A 15,414-nucleotide genomic window follows, 5' to 3' on the forward strand; every position below is an offset into this window, starting at 1 on the left:
ACATTCTGTCTTCACGTCAGGATAGAACGGCCGCGCTGCCTGACAAGATCACAGAACATCATCAAGCGCGTTCAGCAGCTTACCAACCTCGGCTTTTGACGTATAATGAACAAAACTCAGCCGCAACGCGCCTTTTTCCAGATCGATACCCATCGCCGTCAGCGGGCGCGCACCGTAGAAATCACCGCCACCGGTCATGATCCCGTGAGCTGCAAGCTTTTCCGCGGCTTCCGCGCCGGGGCCTGGTAGTTCGACAGCAACAGTCGGTGCCTTACCTTGGGCATCACGCGGCCCAATCAGCCGGACAGAGTTCTTCTCGCTCAAATAGTCGAGAAGCGGTTGCAGAAGTTGCGTCTCATATCCTCGCATCAGGTCGTGAACGCCCATTGTCTGCACCGCTGCGTCACCGCTGATCCCGTGATGCGCGGCCAGCGCCGCGTAATAGTCCGCCATACCCGCACAGGCCGCCACCTGCGCATGATCCGGCCCGGCAGGCGTGAAGCGCTTGGTCGGTGCGTCTGCGTTGAACCAATGTGCCTGATTTGGCAGAAGCGATGCCAGTTCGCGCCGAATGACCATGATGCCCTGATGGGGGCCGTAGGTCTTATAGGCGGAAGCCAGATAGATATCCGGACCCAGATCGCCCACGTTCACAAAACCATGCGGTGCGTAGGATACGCCGTCAACGCAAACGAAGGCCCCCGCCGCGTGGGCCGCCGCCGTGATCTCGACAATCGGATTGATCGCGCCCACTATATTCGAGCAATGCGGAAAACAGACCAGCCTGACATTCTCGTCCAGCAGGTTTTCAAGATCACGAACGTTCAGCATTCCCGTCTCGGGATCGATCCGCCATTCGCGAATTTCGATGCCAGACTCGACCAGACGCCGCCAGGGGCCGGAATTCGCCTCGTGATCCTGATCGGTCACGATGATCGCCTGCCCAGGTTTCATCCATTGTCGGAAGGCCTGCGACAGGACATAGGTGTTCTGGGTCGTCGAGGGCCCGAAACTCAGCTCATCTGTCCCCACGCCCAGCATCGCCGCCAGCCGAGTCCGCGCCTCGTCCATTTCCTCGCCCGCCAGACGACTGGCCTCATAGGGCCCGTAAGGTTGCACCTTGCGTTGCCGGTAATAGCGCTCAAGCCGCTCGATAACCGGCAGGCAGGTATAAGAGCCGCCTGCATTTTCGAAGAAAGCCTGACCTTGCAGAGACGGCTCTGAAAAGGCCGGAAACTGCCCCCGCACGAAATCGATATCGAGTTCAGCCGCCATGCTATGCACCCCCCTGATGTTCCATGATCGCGCTTGCCACCCAACAGGAAATTTGAATGCGGTGCAACCGGCCATATTAACTGCCAATTCAGCCAACATGTACGATGCGAAAAATGATCGGAATTGCGCAGATGATCTCCTCCACAACTGCCGATGGCACCGACCGATTGGCATCGCTTCAGCTCAAGGTGCTGCCCGACCCCCGCAACCGGACTTCAGTTTACCTTATGAAATTTCAATTTATCTTAAATTTTACTTAAGTAAATAAGTGAAACTTCATCAAGAAAGTCGCAAATATCCCCCCGATGACGTAAATTTCCGTTTGAGTAATGACGTTCCTATGAGACACTCGCCCGAATGGGGAGCCGCGCGTGGCTGTGGGATAATCAAAGCACACGAAATGCTGTAGATCGTGCAAAATTTCTCCATTTCGTGAAACGAAAACAGGGACAAATCATGTCAATCAAACCTCCGTTTACGGATGTCGAAATCAATACGCAGGATGCAGGGTTCTACAAAAACAACAGCCTGCCGATCGCGTTAATTTCAAAAGGCATCATGGTCGCGCTAGTGCTTTGGGCACTGGTATTTCCAGCCAATGCAAACAGCACGCTGGGCAGCCTCAACTGGCGCTTGCTGGAAGGCTTCAATCAATTCTACATCATCATCGTCGGTTTCTTCGCCTTCTTCCTGCTGGTCGTAGCGATCATGCCGCAATCCGGCGGAAAGGTAATGGGACCGGAAGGCGAGAAACCCGAATTCTCGACCTTCTCGTGGTTTTCCATGATGTTCGGCGCCGGTCTGGGTGTGGGCCTGATGGTCTTTGCCACGGCTGAACCGCTCGGCCTCTGGGGATCGAACCCGCTGACAGTTGCCGGTGAAGTCGAAGGCGGCACACCTGAGGCCGTGAAATCCGCCTATCGCTATACCTTTGCGCATTACGGTTTCCATGCCTGGTCGATCTATGTGGTAACCGGCCTCAGCCTGGCCTACTACGCTTATACACGTGACATGCCGCTGACCATTCGCTCGGCGCTGACCCCGCTTCTGGGCAAATACGTAAACGGTTTCCTTGGCCATGTTGTTGACGTTCTGGGCGTTGTCGCCACCATTCTGGGTGTCTCCGTAACCATCGGATTTGGTGTCAGCCAGTTTATCGATGGCGTTTTCGCGATTACCGGCGTGGAGTGGATCATGGATATGGGTGGCGAAGTACCGACCCCGTCCAAGGCGGGCTTGATTGCCGGCCTCCTGGCGATCATGGCTATGTCTATCATCTCGGCGGTGTCGGGTGTTGGACGGGGCGTTAAGTATCTGTCGAACCTCAACCTGGTGCTGTCACTGATCCTGCTCTGCACCTTCATCTTCTTCGGCTCCTTCGCCTTTGCGATGACAACCTACGGTTCGGCGATGGTGGACTACATCCTCAACTTCGCTTCGCTCAGCTTCAACGCTTACGGGCCGCAATCGGCAACCGACTTTGCCGCCGCATTGCCTGAAGCCGCGAAACCGCTCGCAGGTGATCTGATGGCCGGTGCTACCAACGCCTGGGGCAGCTTCGACGGTTTCAAATCCGGTCTCGAAGGTGCCGCGGCCGAGCTTGACGATGCCACCCTGACCGCGGCCTATGCCGCCGGTACCGAGGGTCGCCTCTTTGGCTGGCAAGCCGGTTGGACCACGTTCTACTGGGCCTGGTGGATCGCGTTCTCGCCCTTCGTGGGCCTGTTTCTCGCCCGCATTTCCAAAGGCCGCACGGTACGCGAGTTCATCGTCGGCTGCGTCATCGCACCGGCGCTGGTCTGCTTTGCCTGGATGACCATTCTGGGCGGCACGGCAATTGATCTGGAAATCAGCGGCGTGGCCGAGGGTGCCATCAAGGGCGCATCCCAGACCAACCAGCTTTTCGCGACGCTGGGGCAGATGATCGACGGCGGTTTGCTGTCGGGTCTGACCATCATGTGCGTGGTGCTGATCATGACCTTCCTGGTCACTTCGGCTGACTCGGGCATCCTCGTGATGAACACGATCATGTCGGGTGGTAGCCAGGAAACCGGCATCAAGCACCGGATCATCTGGGGCCTGATCCTGACCGCGGTGATCGGTACGCTGATCCTCGCAGCGGGCGACAACAACCCGATGGATGCGCTGAAAAATGCGATGATCATCGGCGCGCTGCCCTTCACGATGGTCATGGGCCTGATGTGCGTCTCGCTGCTCAAGGCGATCTATCGCGACAGTCTGCGTGAAAAACACGGTATCGCTGATCAACCCGCCGAGTAAACCGGGCACGCCTCAGAACACGAAACGGCGTCGCGCAAGCGGCGCCGTTTTTCTTTGTCCGGGCATTGTCATATCCGAAAAGGGATCAGTGCGATCAAGATACTCTGGTGGTGGGAGTGGAGCGGGTAGCGGGAATCGAACCCGCGCGTTCAGCTTGGGAAGCTGACAGGCTACCATTACATCATACCCGCGACGCCGATATGATTAGGACCACCGCGCCGCAGAGGCAAGCGCGTTTAAGTCCAGATCTCACCCCATCGCGCCTGTCCGGCCACAACCCGCTGGCCCCCCGGACGACGCGACGTCGCGCTGGACCCGGACGACCAGTGCACTAGTATTTTGTTATCCTTCCGGAAACAGGCTGCGTCGATGAAACTCAAGGTCAACGGCACCGAACATCAAATCGATGTGGAACCCGAGATGCCGCTTCTCTGGGTGCTTCGCGACGAACTTGGCATCACCGGGCCGAAATACGGCTGCGGCATCGCCCAATGTGGTGCCTGCACCGTACATGTGGACGGTCAGGCCGTGCGATCATGCCAACTTCCAGTTGGGGCGCTGGCCGGTGAGGTGACCACGATCGAAGGTCTGGGTAGCCCCGAGGCGCTGCATGCCATTCAGGCGGCGTGGATCGAACATCAGGTCGCGCAATGCGGCTATTGCCAGTCGGGCCAGATCATGGCCGCAGCGGCCTTCCTCGACGTGAACGACGCCCCTACCGATGCCGAGATTGACCGCGCGCTCAGCGCCAACCTTTGCCGCTGTGGTACCTACCCGCGCATCCGCGCTGCGGTCAAAACCGCCGCCGCCAAACTGGCCGAAGCCTGAGCCTGTGGGACGTGTCCGTACCATCACCCGCCGAAGCCTTCTGATCGGATCCGCCGCCGTGCTGGGCGGCGTGGTGTTTGGCGCGGTGATGTACAAGATCCCGCATCGTAATCCACTGCAAGGTGATAAGCAGGAAGGTCAGGCCGCGATCACGCCATATGTGCTGATCACACCTGACGGGATCACACTGATCACCCCGCGCGCTGATAAGGGACAGGGTGCCTATTCTGTGCAAGCCGCCCTGATCGCCGAAGAGCTTGACGTGCGGCTGGATCAGATCAACATCGATCCCGGCGCGCCCGCACCCGCCTATTACAACACCGCCTTGGCCAGCGATCTGCTGCCCTTCCGGTCGACAAACACCAACTACCTGACCGAGTTGGCGCGATCCATCGCTGACGCTCCGGTCAAGCTCCTGGGCATTCAGATCACCGGCGGTTCGACCACCGTTCCCGATGGGTATGAAAAGCTTCGCTGGGCCGGGGCCACGGCGCGCGAAACCCTCAAGGCCGCCGCCGCGCAACAGACCGGCCTGCCGGTTGCGCAACTGACCACCAGGGACGCGGAGGTCATTCTGCCCGACGGCACTGCCGTCAGCTATGTCAGCCTGGCCTCCCGCGCCGCTGATATCGATCCGGTCAAGGTTGACGCGCTACGCGATCCGTCAGAATGGCGACTGATCGGCAAACCGATGCAGCGGATCGATATCACCGCCAAGTCGACCGGCCGGCAGGACTATGGCATCGACGTCAGGCTGCCCGGCATGCTGCATGCCGCGGTGCGGCTCAATCCGCGACGCGGGCCGGTAAACGACTATAAGGCGACACAGGCCGAGACAATGCGCGGCGTCAAGGCGATCATCCCCGTGACTGACGGCATCAGTGTTATCGCCGACAATAGCTGGCGGGCAATGCAAGCGGCGCAAGCGATCAAAGCTGACTGGGGCCCTGCCCCCTATCCGGCGGAAATGGTCGAGCATTGGCAGGCTCTCGCGGACAGCTTCGCCGAGGATCACCTCGACAGCCAGTTTCTTGACCAAGGCGATGTTACAGCCACAGATACCCCCATTATTGCCGAATATCGCGCGCCCTATCTAGCCCACGCCCCGCTAGAGCCGATCAACGCCACGGTACTGGTCACCGACACACGCATCGACATCTGGACCGGCACGCAAATCCCGCGTTTCATCCAGGCCAATATCTCGGCCCTCAGCGGGTTCGATCCGGATGACATCCATGTGCACGGTCAGATGATCGGCGGCAGCTTCGGTCACCGGCTCGAAGATCAGGTGGTGCGTCACGCGACCGAGATCGCAATGCAGATGCGAGGCACGCCCATCAAGCTGACCTATAGCCGCGAGGAAGACTGCGCGCAGGACTTCACCCGCCAGATCGCGATGGCGCGACTGCGGGGCGGCGTGCGCGACGGCAAGGTCGAAACCTGCGATCTGGGCATTGCCATGCCGTCGATCATCGCCTCGCAGATGAGCCGTCAGGGGGTGCCCATCGCTGGCCCTGACGCCCAGATCGTCGCCGGGGCCTGGGATCAGCCGTTTGATATTCCGAACTATCGCGTCACCGGCTATCGCGCCCCCGATCTGGCGCCGATCAGCTCCTGGCGCTCGGTCGGGGCCTCGACCAACGGGTTCTTTCATGATTGCGCCTTGGATGAATTGATCCACGCGGCGGGCGCCGACCCGCTGGCCGAACGTATCCGGCTTTGCAATCACGATCCCTCACGCAAAGTGCTTGAGGTGGTCGGAGAGATGTCCGATTGGAGCGCGGCAATGGATGAAGGCCAAGGCCGTGGCGTGGGGTTCTGTCTGTCCTTCGGCGTGCCCTGCGCGGTGGTGATCGAGGTCACGAACACGCCCCGGGGTATCCGTCTTGATAAGGCATTCGCCGCCGCCGATGTGGGCCGTATCATCGACCCGGTGAATTTCGAGGCACAGGTCTCGGGCGGGGTCATTTTCGGCCTCGGCCACGCGATCAATTGCGAGATCACCTATGCCGATGGCATGGCGGAGCAGGCGAATTATCATCAATATGAGGCCATGCGCCTCTACCAATGCCCGCAGGTCGAGATACGCGGGCTGGAGAACGGCGAACGCATCTGCGGCGTCGGCGAGCCCGGCGTTCCCCCCGCCGCCCCTGCGCTCGCCAATGCGATCTTTGCCGCCACCGGTCAACGGATCCGCGAAATGCCGTTCAACAAGCATATCGATTTCGTCTGAAGGGTGGTCATGAGGCTTCTTGTGTTCCTGTTCACGCTGTTGCCCCTCAGCGCCACGGCGCAAGATGGCGGCGGTCTTGCGGCCTGGGAGCGTATCTATCAGGTCACCTCGCACCCGCGCTGCGCCAACTGTCATGTCGGGCCTGACAACATCCCTCTCTGGTCTGGTCCCAGCTACGGCGACACCCGCGCTCATGGCATGCATATTACCGCTGGGGAAAGCCGCATCGGAGCCGAAAGCGTGTTGTGCTCTGCATGCCATGTCGCCACCACCCAGCCGAATGACACCCCCCACACGCCGCCCCATATTGATGGCGACTGGCGCTTGGCCCCGGTCGAATTCGAATGGTTCGGCAAAAGCAGCCAGGAAGTGTGCACTCAGCTCCGCGAACCCAACCGCAATGGTGGCCGCAGCTTTGTCGAGCTTGCCGACCATCTTAAACACGACGCCTTCGTCGCCTGGGGGTTTGACCCGGGCGGCACCCGTGAGCCTGCCCCCTTCACGCTAGAGGGTCACGTGAACGACATGCTGGCATGGGGCGCGGCCGGACAGCCCTGCCCGGGCGATTAGGCTTGCAGGCCAACCGGCGCACTGGTTCAAAAGGGCCATGCGCCAGACCGTCACCACCGTTATACTGATCTGCATCTCCGCGCTGACGGGTCTTGCGTCTGAATGGATTGGCCTGCCGCTGCCCTACCTGTTGGGCCCACTCTGCGTGACCGCGCTTATCGCCACCGCCCTGCCCGCCACCCTGCCCGATGGCTATGCCTTCCCCAACTGGCTGCGGATGATCTTCATCGCCGTCATTGGCCTGATGATCGGCGCACAGGTCCGGCCCGAGCTTTTTGCCGATGCCGGGCGTCTGGTGGCAAGCCTGCTGGCACTCATTGCCTTTGTCGCCCTGGCCCTGATCTACAATTATCAGGTGTTCCGGCTGGTTGGCGGCTATGATCGCGCCACCGCCTTCTATTCCAGCACACCCGGCGGGCTTTATGAATCGCTGGCGATGGGCGAGGCGGCAGGCGCCGACATGCCCCGCCTGATCCTGCAGCAATTCCTGCGGGTCATTGTCGTGGTCACGGTCCTGCCCATCGGCCTGTCGCTCTGGCTGGGGACGCCCGTGGGCAGCGCCGGCGGGATGACGCTGGCGCGCGCCTCGGTTCCGCTTAATGTGTTGCCGGTGATCGTGGTCGCGGGCCTCATCGGCATGGTCGCCGGCAAGGGACTGCGCCTGCCCGCCGGGCAACTGACCGGGCCGATGGCGGTGGCCGCCCTGCTGTCACTCTCCGGCGTCATGCCACTCGATATCCCGCAATGGCTGGTCAATGACGCTCAGATCGTCATCGGCACCGCGCTTGGTATGCGCTTCACGGGGCTCAGCCGGGCACTCATCCTGCGCGGGCTTGGCCTTTCACTAGTCTCGGTGGGCGGGATGCTGGTGCTTGCGGCGGCCTTCGCGATCCTGCTGGCCCCGCAGGCAGGTGAAACCTTCGACGTAATGCTGATCAGCTTCGCCCCCGGCGGCGTCACCGAAATGGCACTGGTCGCGCTCAGCCTTCAGGCCAACCCGGCCTTCGTCACCCTGCACCATATCGTCCGCATCCTGATCACCGTCATCGCCCTTGGCCTCACCCCCAAACGCCTGCGCCGCCCCCTTTGACAGGCGCTTCGCATTACGTTATCTGAACATTTGTTCATTTACTGGCAGAGGGTACACTAATGCGCATCACCGACACCGCCGCGATCGTCACCGGAGGGGCCTCGGGCCTGGGCGAAGCTACCGCGCGCCATTTACGTGACATGGGCGCGCAGGTCACGCTGCTGGACCGGGATACCGAACGCGGTCAGACCGTCGCAGACGAAATCCGTGCCACGTTCGCGGAAACCGATGTGACCTCTGAAGCGTCCGTCAATGCTGCCATTTCCACTGCTGCATCGGCCATGGGCCGGATAACCGCTGCAATCAACTGCGCGGGTATCGCCACCGGGGCGAAAACACTCGGCAAGAACGGCCCGCACGATCTGGCCGCTTTCCAGCGCACCATCGACATAAATCTGGTGGGCAGCTTCAACGTCGCCCGTCTTGCTGCCATCGAAATCGCAAAAAACGATCCCCTGCCCGACGGCACCCGTGGCGTCATCATCAATACCGCCTCTATCGCTGCCTTCGATGGCCAGAAAGGCCAGACTGCCTATGCGGCATCTAAGGGCGGGATTGTCGGCCTCAGCCTGCCCATGGCCCGTGATCTCGCGCGCGAGGGTATTCGCGTGATGGCAATTGCGCCGGGCACATTTCTGACGCCGATGCTGCAAGGGTTGCCCACCGAAGTGACCGAAGCACTAGCACAAGACGTCACCTTTCCGAAACGGCTGGGCGACCCGGCAGAATTCGCCGCGCTGGCGCGCTTCATCGTCGAATGCGACTATCTGAACGGCGAAACCATCCGCCTCGATGGCGCGCTCAGGATGCAATAAATCACCGAAATTGCGCTCAGTCGGCCTGTTCGGCCTTTTCCGCCAACATCAGCCATTCCTCTTCGGCGCCCATGAGTTTTTCCTGCCGCTCCGCCAGTGCCTCGGACGCTTTCCGAAACTTGACCGGTTCACGCGAAAAAAGCTCGGGATCAGCCAACAAGCGTTCCAACTTTGTGATCTCCGCCTGCCAGCGATCCATCAGGCCCGGTAACTCCTCCAACCGGTGCTTTTCGGTAAAAGACAGCCCCTTGGATGCCTGCTTATCTCGCGTTACATTCTGGTCTTTGGTCTTTGGTTTTTTTGCGTGCGTTTCTCTATCGGCCAGCGTGTTTTCGGCTTTTTGCGCCTGATAATCGCTCCAACCACCTGCATAGACCGTGGTACGTCCGCCGCCTTCAAAGGCGATGGTCGTGGTCGTCACCCGATCCAGAAAATCGCGATCGTGGCTGACCAGAAGCACGGTGCCATCGTAGTCGTCCAGCAACTCCTGCAACAGATCCAGCGTCTCGATGTCCAAATCGTTGGTGGGCTCGTCCAGTACCAGCAGATTGCTTTCCTTCGCCATCAACTTGGCCAGCAACAACCGTGCCTTTTCTCCACCGGAAAGCGAGCGCACAGGCGCCCGCGCTTGCCGTTCGTCGAACAGGAAGTCCTTCAGATATCCAACCACATGGCGGGGCTGCCCCCGGACAAGCACCTGATCCGCCTGTCCCGAGACGCGCATTTCCTTGTCACCGGTCAGGCTTTCCCAAAGGGTCATTTCAGGATCAAGCTGCGCGCGGGTCTGGTCAAAAACCGCGACCAGCAGACTGGTGCCGTGGGTAACGTCCCCTGTATCGGGTTCGATCTCTTTCAGCAGCAATTTCAGCAGCGTTGTTTTACCCACGCCGTTCGGACCAACAAAAGCCACCCGATCACCGCGCTGCACTTTAAGGTCGAACGCCGTCAGGATTTGCCGCCCGTCGTAGGATTTCGCGATCCCGCGCGCCTCAATCACCTTTTTACCGGATTTGGGACCGGATGTGAGCGCCATCGCCGCCGTTCCCTGCCGTTTGATCTGGCCCGCGCGCTCTGCCCGTAAAGCCTGTAACGCCCGCACCCGGCCCTGATTACGCTTGCGCCGGGCGCTTATACCCTCCACGGCCCATCGCGCCTCGGATTTAATCTTGCGGTTGAGTTTGTGGCGCTGCTGATCTTCTTCTTCCCAAACTTTGTCACGCCAGGCCTCAAAAGCGTCAAAACCCTTTTCCTGCCGACGCGCCATTCCCCTGTCAATCCAGAGGGTTGCCTGGGAAAGCTCACACAAAAATTCTCGGTCATGGCTAATTAAAATATAACCCGCGCGGGTCTGCTTCAGCTCGCTCTCCAACCAACCGATCGCTTCGATATCCAGATGGTTCGTCGGCTCATCCAGCAACATCAGATCAGGCGCTTCGGCCATCAGCTTGGCCAATGCGGCGCGGCGTCTCTCGCCGCCCGACGCGGTGGAGACCGGGCGCGCGGGATCGAATTTCAAACCTTCACCCGCCCGCTCGACCCGGTACATCTCACCCGCATCAAGCCCGCTTGCAGCATAATCCCCCAGCGTGGAAAACCCGGCCATTTCAGGTTCTTGCTCCATGTAGCCCACGCTGACTCCCGGCGTCACCACGCGGGCGCCACGATCAGGTTCGACCAGCCCTGCCATTACCTTCATCAAAGTAGATTTGCCCGACCCGTTGCGTCCCACCAGCGCCATCCGGTCCCGCTCATGCACGATCAGAGATAAATCATCAAAAACCGGCTCACCACCGAAGGTAAGAGAAATATCAGTGAGTTGAAGAAGAGGAGCCCGCGCCATGTTGGGCGGGCTACCCCGCCAATGGCGGCGCGTCAAGCTGTTGCGCCAGCGCGCGCAACCATCTTTTACGGGCGGCAGGAATCGTACATACCTCGAGCCCGGTAAAGACATGCAGGGTGTTCAGGTGCCAATCCACCACTGCGTGATCACTGACCCAACCGCCCATCGTCAGATAGATCTGCAACAGCGGTGGCATCCTTTGCATCGCCAACCGCATATCAGGCTTGTGATCCTGCAGGTCACGGGCAAAGCAGAAGACCGAAGGCGCCTTGACCGCTGGCGCCCATGACGCCGGCGCAAGATAGCGGTCTTTCAGCAGGGCGAACACCTCGTGATAGATACCTGTGGCTGTACCGGGGAACGACGAGCATCCAAGCAAAAGCTCCACGGCGTTCTCATCGACATAGCGCGTGATCGCCCCCCACGCGACGCGCAGGATATCTGGATCGTTGACGTCGGGATGTACGCAGAACCGGCCAAGTTCGACCATCTTGCCGGGATAGTGTTTTAGCGCTGCCAGCCCGTAAAATTGCGCGGAGTAGCTGCGACTGATATCGGCCCCACGAGAAATCGGCAGCATCCGGAAACAACAGACCAGACGACCCGTTACCATGTCATCTATCAGGACATGTGTGCAAATATTGTCGAACGCATCCCGGTCAAACCCATCGCCACCCAGGAAGGCCGTATGCCGAAGGGCCTGCGCCTGCTGCAGGTCATGTTTGCTGTATCCAACGCGGGCATTGTACCGAGAGTTGATCTGGTAGGGCATGTCGAACCTCACCGCCAATCATAACAGGCTCCCGGCATTAGCAGACAGGCGTTTCGGGTCCGCTCACCGTGGCTCCAATCAGTTGAATAGATCGCCAGGGTTGAGATTGCCGATATTGGCCAGAAGCTGGCGCAAGAGATTGTTGCCAACTACCGAAGAATCCGTCACGCGGCGCGTCAGTGGCACGATATTTCCGTCCTCCAGCCCAAAGCGTTCGATATTGGCGATCCTATCCCCCTGATCAAAACTGATCGCCAGCACTTGGCGCTCGACCACTTCGGGTTTGAACGCGCCAAATGTCCGGATGCGACTACGAATATAGTAATAGTCGCCTTCGCTCAGCACGCCAGAGGCGGATGGCGGGCCGATCACGTCATCGACGGTAGCTCGATTGTCGACGCCGACAACCAGTTCTGCGAGGTCCTTTTCGGATGGGACATAACCATGATTCTGGTACGTTGCCGAACACGATGCGGCAAACATCAGGCACACGACCACAACCGCCCTACTGAAACAAAATCTGACCCCAAACATCTACGACCCCTTGATCATGGTGTGTTCCACCTTTTATCCCGCTTACAACAAGGTAGTACAATGGTTCAAGAAAGGATGCGAGATTCGCCCATGCCCCACGACATGTCTCAAAGCGCCGTCCTGCGGGTCGCCGACCTGCCGCAGAACCACGCGACCGCCTTTCACCTGACCCCGGACAAGGCCGCGCGGGCGCAGATCGCCGAGGTGCTTGGCATGCTAGGGGTTCGCAAGCTGGACTTCAAAGGAATGGTCCAAACCGAGGGCAAAACCGATTGGCGTCTTGAAGCACAGCTCGGGGCCACCGTCGAACAATCTTGCATCGTGACGCTTGAACCCGTGGTCACGCGAATCGATCAACCTGTCACCCGCCTTCTGGTCGCGGATCTTCCGGTCAATCTGGAGGAAGAGATCGAAATGCCGGAAGATGACAACCAGGAATCGCTTGGCACCGAAATCGACCTGTTGCGCATCATGACCGAGGCGCTGGCGCTTGCCTTGCCCGACTACCCGCGCCGCGATGATGCAACGCTGGATCAGAGCCAATTTTCAGCCCCGGGGACCACCCCGATGACCGATGCGGAAATCAAGCCATTTGCGGGTCTGGCACAGTTGAAAGAAAAACTGGAAAAAGGAGAGTGATAGGGGCGAGAAAACGCTTGCCCCTGCAACAATTCGCTGTATTTTCGCGCTCTCATCGGAATTTGGGGTTGAACCGTCGGCTCATCACTGATTATGAGCCGCGAACACTCGTGAAACCGGGCCGGATGGGCCCACAGGAATTGAGGTTGTGACATGGCTGTCCAACAGAACAAAGTATCGAAATCGCGCCGCAACAACCGTCGTGCGCATGATGCACTGGTTGCGGCAAACCCAAACGAATGCCCCAACTGCGGCGAGCTGAAGCGCCCGCATCACGTCTGCGCGGCCTGCGGCCACTATGCCGACCGTGAAGTTGTCGCATTGGCCGATGAAGTCGATCTGGACGACGACGCGGCATAACCGCCTAAAGGACGACCGCCCGAATGACCGTGCTCAAGGATCAGTCCAAGGCCGGTGCGGGGCGCACCATCATATCCATTGACGCCATGGGTGGCGACAAAGGGCCGGCGGCTGTTGTCGCCGGCATTTCGCATTCCGCCAAGATAAACCCCAATATCGGTTTTATCCTGCACGGACCCAAGGCCAAGCTGGAAAAGCTGGTCGATCGCCGGAAGAATCTGGCAGGGCGATGCGAGATACGCGATGCCACGGACATCGTATCGATGGAAGACAAGCCCGCGCAGGTCATGCGGTCAGGGCGCGACACCTCGATGTGGTCGGCGATCGAGTCGGTTCGCAGTGGCGAGGCAACGGTCTGCGTGTCCTGTGGCAACACCGGCGCGTTGATGGCCTTGTCAATTCTGCGCTTGCGAAAGCTCAGCGGTATCTATCGCCCGGCGATTGCTGTCATGTGGCCCTCGCGTAATCCGCAAGGGCTTAACATCATGCTGGACGGTGGCGCCGATATTCGCGCTGATGCGAAGGATCTGATGCAATATGCGCTGATGGGCACATCCTATGCCCGCAACGGGTTTGGCATAGAGCGCCCGCGAATCGGCCTTTTGAATGTGGGTACGGAAGAACATAAAGGCCGCTCGGAGTTGAAAGAGGCGTATGATCTGATCTCGGCCAACGCACGACGGGCGGAGTTTGAATTCGTCGGATTCGTGGAAGGCCGTGATATTCCCGGCAATGTTTGTGACGTGATCGTGACAGATGGCTTTACTGGTAATGTTGCCCTGAAGACCGGTGAAGGCATTGCAAGCTTGATATCGGACCTGCTGAAAGAAGCATTCAAATATTCTCCGCTGTCGAGGCTCGCCTCTGTTTTGGCCTATACTTCGTTGCAAAGGCTGAAAAAACGCGTTGACCCGCGGCGATCCAATGGCGGCGTATTCCTTGGCTTGAATGGCACTGTGGTCAAATCCCACGGGGCGGCGGACGCAACCGGGGTTTCAGCGGCCGTAAAACTGGCGTATGAGCTGGCAGAAACGGGCTTTACGGAAAAACTCGCGGCACGGGTTGCATCCGCTGCCCCGCTTGACCAAGATGACCCATCCGAAGCAAAATCCGACGGTGAAACCCAATGACAGTGCGCGCCGTCGTAAACGGGATCGGGCATTATCTTCCCGACCGCATCGTACCGAATTCCGCGTTTGAGAAGACTCTCGACACCACTGACGAGTGGATACGCACCCGTTCGGGGATCGAGCGGCGTCATTTCGCTGCGGAGGGTCAGACAACCTCGGATCTGGCCGTCAGGGCCGCACAGAACGCACTCGACAATGTCGGGCTCAAGGCTGATGATCTTGATGCACTGATTGTTGCCACTTCGACGCCGGACCTGACCTTTCCTTCGGTCGCCACCATGGTGCAGCAGAAACTTGGCATGACGCGCGGTTTCGGCTTTGACGTACAGGCGGTCTGCGCCGGATTTATCTTTGCCCTGACCAACGCCAATGCGCTGATCGTTTCGGGGCAAGCAAAGCGCGTGATGGTGATCGGCGCGGAAACTTTCAGCCGGATCATGGACTGGACGGACCGCTCTACCTGCGTCCTCTTTGGCGACGGTGCGGGCGCATTGATCCTCGAGGCACAGGACGGTAACGGCAAAAGCGACGACCGGGGCATTCTGTCAGCCGACATCAATTCCGACGGGCGCTACCGGGACATGCTTTACGTCGATGGTGGCGTTTCGTCGACGGGCACGTCGGGTAAACTGCGCATGCAGGGCAACCCACTTTTCCGTCAGGCGGTTGAAAAACTGACCTCGACGGCAGAAACCGCGCTTGAAAAAGCCGGGCTTGCAAGTACGGAAGTCGACTGGATCGTGCCGCATCAGGCCAATATCCGGATCATTCAGGGCACCGCGAAAAAGATGGGTGTTTCGATGGATCATGTCATCGTCACCGTCCAGGATCATGGCAACACCTCTGCCGCATCGATTCCCCTCGCCATGTCGGTCGGCGTTGCCGAAGGCCGCATAAAGGTAGGTGATTTGCTGGTTTCCGAAGCAATCGGGGGTGGATTGGCCTGGGGTGCAGTCGTTCTGAGGTGGTGATCCCGCCAAGATTTGGGAAATCACCCGCTTAAAGAGCATTGTGCAAGTCGTTGACATTGACTCGGAAAATCGCTTCG

The 15,414-nt window shown here is 59.5% G+C and carries 14 protein-coding genes and 1 tRNA gene; 10 read left to right on the plus strand and 5 right to left on the minus strand.

Going from position 1 to position 15,414, the window contains the following annotated elements:
- Positions 1 to 48 precede the first annotated feature (48 nt).
- Positions 49 to 1,275, minus strand: coding sequence for an aminotransferase class V-fold PLP-dependent enzyme (locus LC334_RS13990; RefSeq protein WP_085801252.1), 1,227 nt, complete (start codon positions 1,273 to 1,275; stop codon positions 49 to 51).
- A gap of 456 nt (positions 1,276 to 1,731) precedes the next feature.
- Between LC334_RS13990 and LC334_RS13995 the strand changes: the two genes are divergently transcribed.
- Positions 1,732 to 3,555 carry a BCCT family transporter gene (locus tag LC334_RS13995; protein ID WP_085801180.1) on the plus strand — a complete coding sequence of 608 codons (1,824 nt, stop codon included), beginning with the start codon at positions 1,732 to 1,734 and terminating at the stop codon, positions 3,553 to 3,555.
- A gap of 117 nt (positions 3,556 to 3,672) precedes the next feature.
- Here LC334_RS13995 and LC334_RS14000 read toward each other — a convergent pair.
- A tRNA-Gly gene (locus tag LC334_RS14000) sits at positions 3,673 to 3,746 on the minus strand.
- Between the two features lie 178 nt (positions 3,747 to 3,924).
- Here LC334_RS14000 and LC334_RS14005 point away from each other — a divergent pair.
- Genes LC334_RS14005 through LC334_RS14025 form a run of 5 tightly spaced genes read left to right on the plus strand, consistent with a single transcriptional unit; the run spans position 3,925 to position 9,091 of the window.
- Positions 3,925 to 4,383 carry a (2Fe-2S)-binding protein gene (locus LC334_RS14005; protein ID WP_085801179.1) on the plus strand — a complete coding sequence of 153 codons (459 nt, stop codon included), beginning with the start codon at positions 3,925 to 3,927 and terminating at the stop codon, positions 4,381 to 4,383.
- A gap of 4 nt (positions 4,384 to 4,387) precedes the next feature.
- A complete protein-coding gene (locus tag LC334_RS14010; RefSeq protein WP_085801178.1) occupies positions 4,388 to 6,616 on the plus strand; it encodes a xanthine dehydrogenase family protein molybdopterin-binding subunit in 2,229 nt (742 codons plus the stop codon).
- Positions 6,617 to 6,625: 9 nt separating this feature from the next.
- Positions 6,626 to 7,186 carry a hypothetical protein gene (locus LC334_RS14015; RefSeq protein WP_085801177.1) on the plus strand — a complete coding sequence of 187 codons (561 nt, stop codon included), beginning with the start codon at positions 6,626 to 6,628 and terminating at the stop codon, positions 7,184 to 7,186.
- Between the two features lie 37 nt (positions 7,187 to 7,223).
- Entirely contained in the window at positions 7,224 to 8,276 is a 1,053-nt protein-coding gene (locus LC334_RS14020; RefSeq protein WP_085801176.1) for an AbrB family transcriptional regulator, read from the plus strand.
- Positions 8,277 to 8,335: 59 nt separating this feature from the next.
- On the plus strand, positions 8,336 to 9,091 hold the full coding sequence (locus LC334_RS14025; RefSeq protein ID WP_085801175.1) for an SDR family NAD(P)-dependent oxidoreductase: 756 nt from the start codon (positions 8,336 to 8,338) through the stop codon (positions 9,089 to 9,091).
- A 16-nt stretch (positions 9,092 to 9,107) separates the two neighbouring features.
- Here the strand turns inward: LC334_RS14025 and LC334_RS14030 are convergent, their stop codons facing one another.
- The 3 genes from LC334_RS14030 to LC334_RS14040 form a co-directional block, all read right to left on the minus strand.
- The gene (locus tag LC334_RS14030; protein WP_085801174.1) at positions 9,108 to 10,931 is read right to left on the minus strand and encodes an ABC-F family ATP-binding cassette domain-containing protein; all 1,824 of its coding nucleotides are present in this window, start codon (positions 10,929 to 10,931) and stop codon (positions 9,108 to 9,110) included.
- Between the two features lie 10 nt (positions 10,932 to 10,941).
- Positions 10,942 to 11,703 (minus strand): GNAT family N-acetyltransferase, encoded by a 762-nt coding sequence (locus LC334_RS14035; RefSeq protein WP_085801173.1) that lies wholly within the window; start codon positions 11,701 to 11,703, stop codon positions 10,942 to 10,944.
- Between the two features lie 78 nt (positions 11,704 to 11,781).
- Positions 11,782 to 12,237, minus strand: a complete 456-nt coding sequence (locus tag LC334_RS14040) for an outer membrane protein assembly factor BamE (protein ID WP_085801172.1) — start codon at positions 12,235 to 12,237, stop codon at positions 11,782 to 11,784.
- Positions 12,238 to 12,327: 90 nt separating this feature from the next.
- Between LC334_RS14040 and LC334_RS14045 the strand changes: the two genes are divergently transcribed.
- The 4 genes from LC334_RS14045 (at position 12,328) to LC334_RS14060 (ending at position 15,337) form a co-directional block, all read left to right on the plus strand.
- Positions 12,328 to 12,876: a YceD family protein gene (locus LC334_RS14045; RefSeq protein WP_223413002.1), complete on the plus strand. Its 549-nt coding sequence runs from the start codon at positions 12,328 to 12,330 to the stop codon at positions 12,874 to 12,876.
- Positions 12,877 to 13,029: 153 nt separating this feature from the next.
- Positions 13,030 to 13,236 carry a 50S ribosomal protein L32 gene (gene rpmF / locus LC334_RS14050; RefSeq protein ID WP_085801171.1) on the plus strand — a complete coding sequence of 69 codons (207 nt, stop codon included), beginning with the start codon at positions 13,030 to 13,032 and terminating at the stop codon, positions 13,234 to 13,236.
- A gap of 23 nt (positions 13,237 to 13,259) precedes the next feature.
- On the plus strand, positions 13,260 to 14,366 hold the full coding sequence (gene plsX, locus LC334_RS14055) for a phosphate acyltransferase PlsX (RefSeq protein WP_085801170.1): 1,107 nt from the start codon (positions 13,260 to 13,262) through the stop codon (positions 14,364 to 14,366).
- A complete protein-coding gene (locus LC334_RS14060) occupies positions 14,363 to 15,337 on the plus strand; it encodes a beta-ketoacyl-ACP synthase III (protein ID WP_085801169.1) in 975 nt (324 codons plus the stop codon). Before plsX ends, LC334_RS14060 begins: the two co-directional genes overlap by 4 nt.
- The last annotated feature ends 77 nt before the right edge of the window (positions 15,338 to 15,414 follow it).

It is taken from the genome of Roseovarius aestuarii (assembly GCF_019966515.1).
Classification (GTDB): domain Bacteria; phylum Pseudomonadota; class Alphaproteobacteria; order Rhodobacterales; family Rhodobacteraceae; genus Roseovarius; species Roseovarius aestuarii.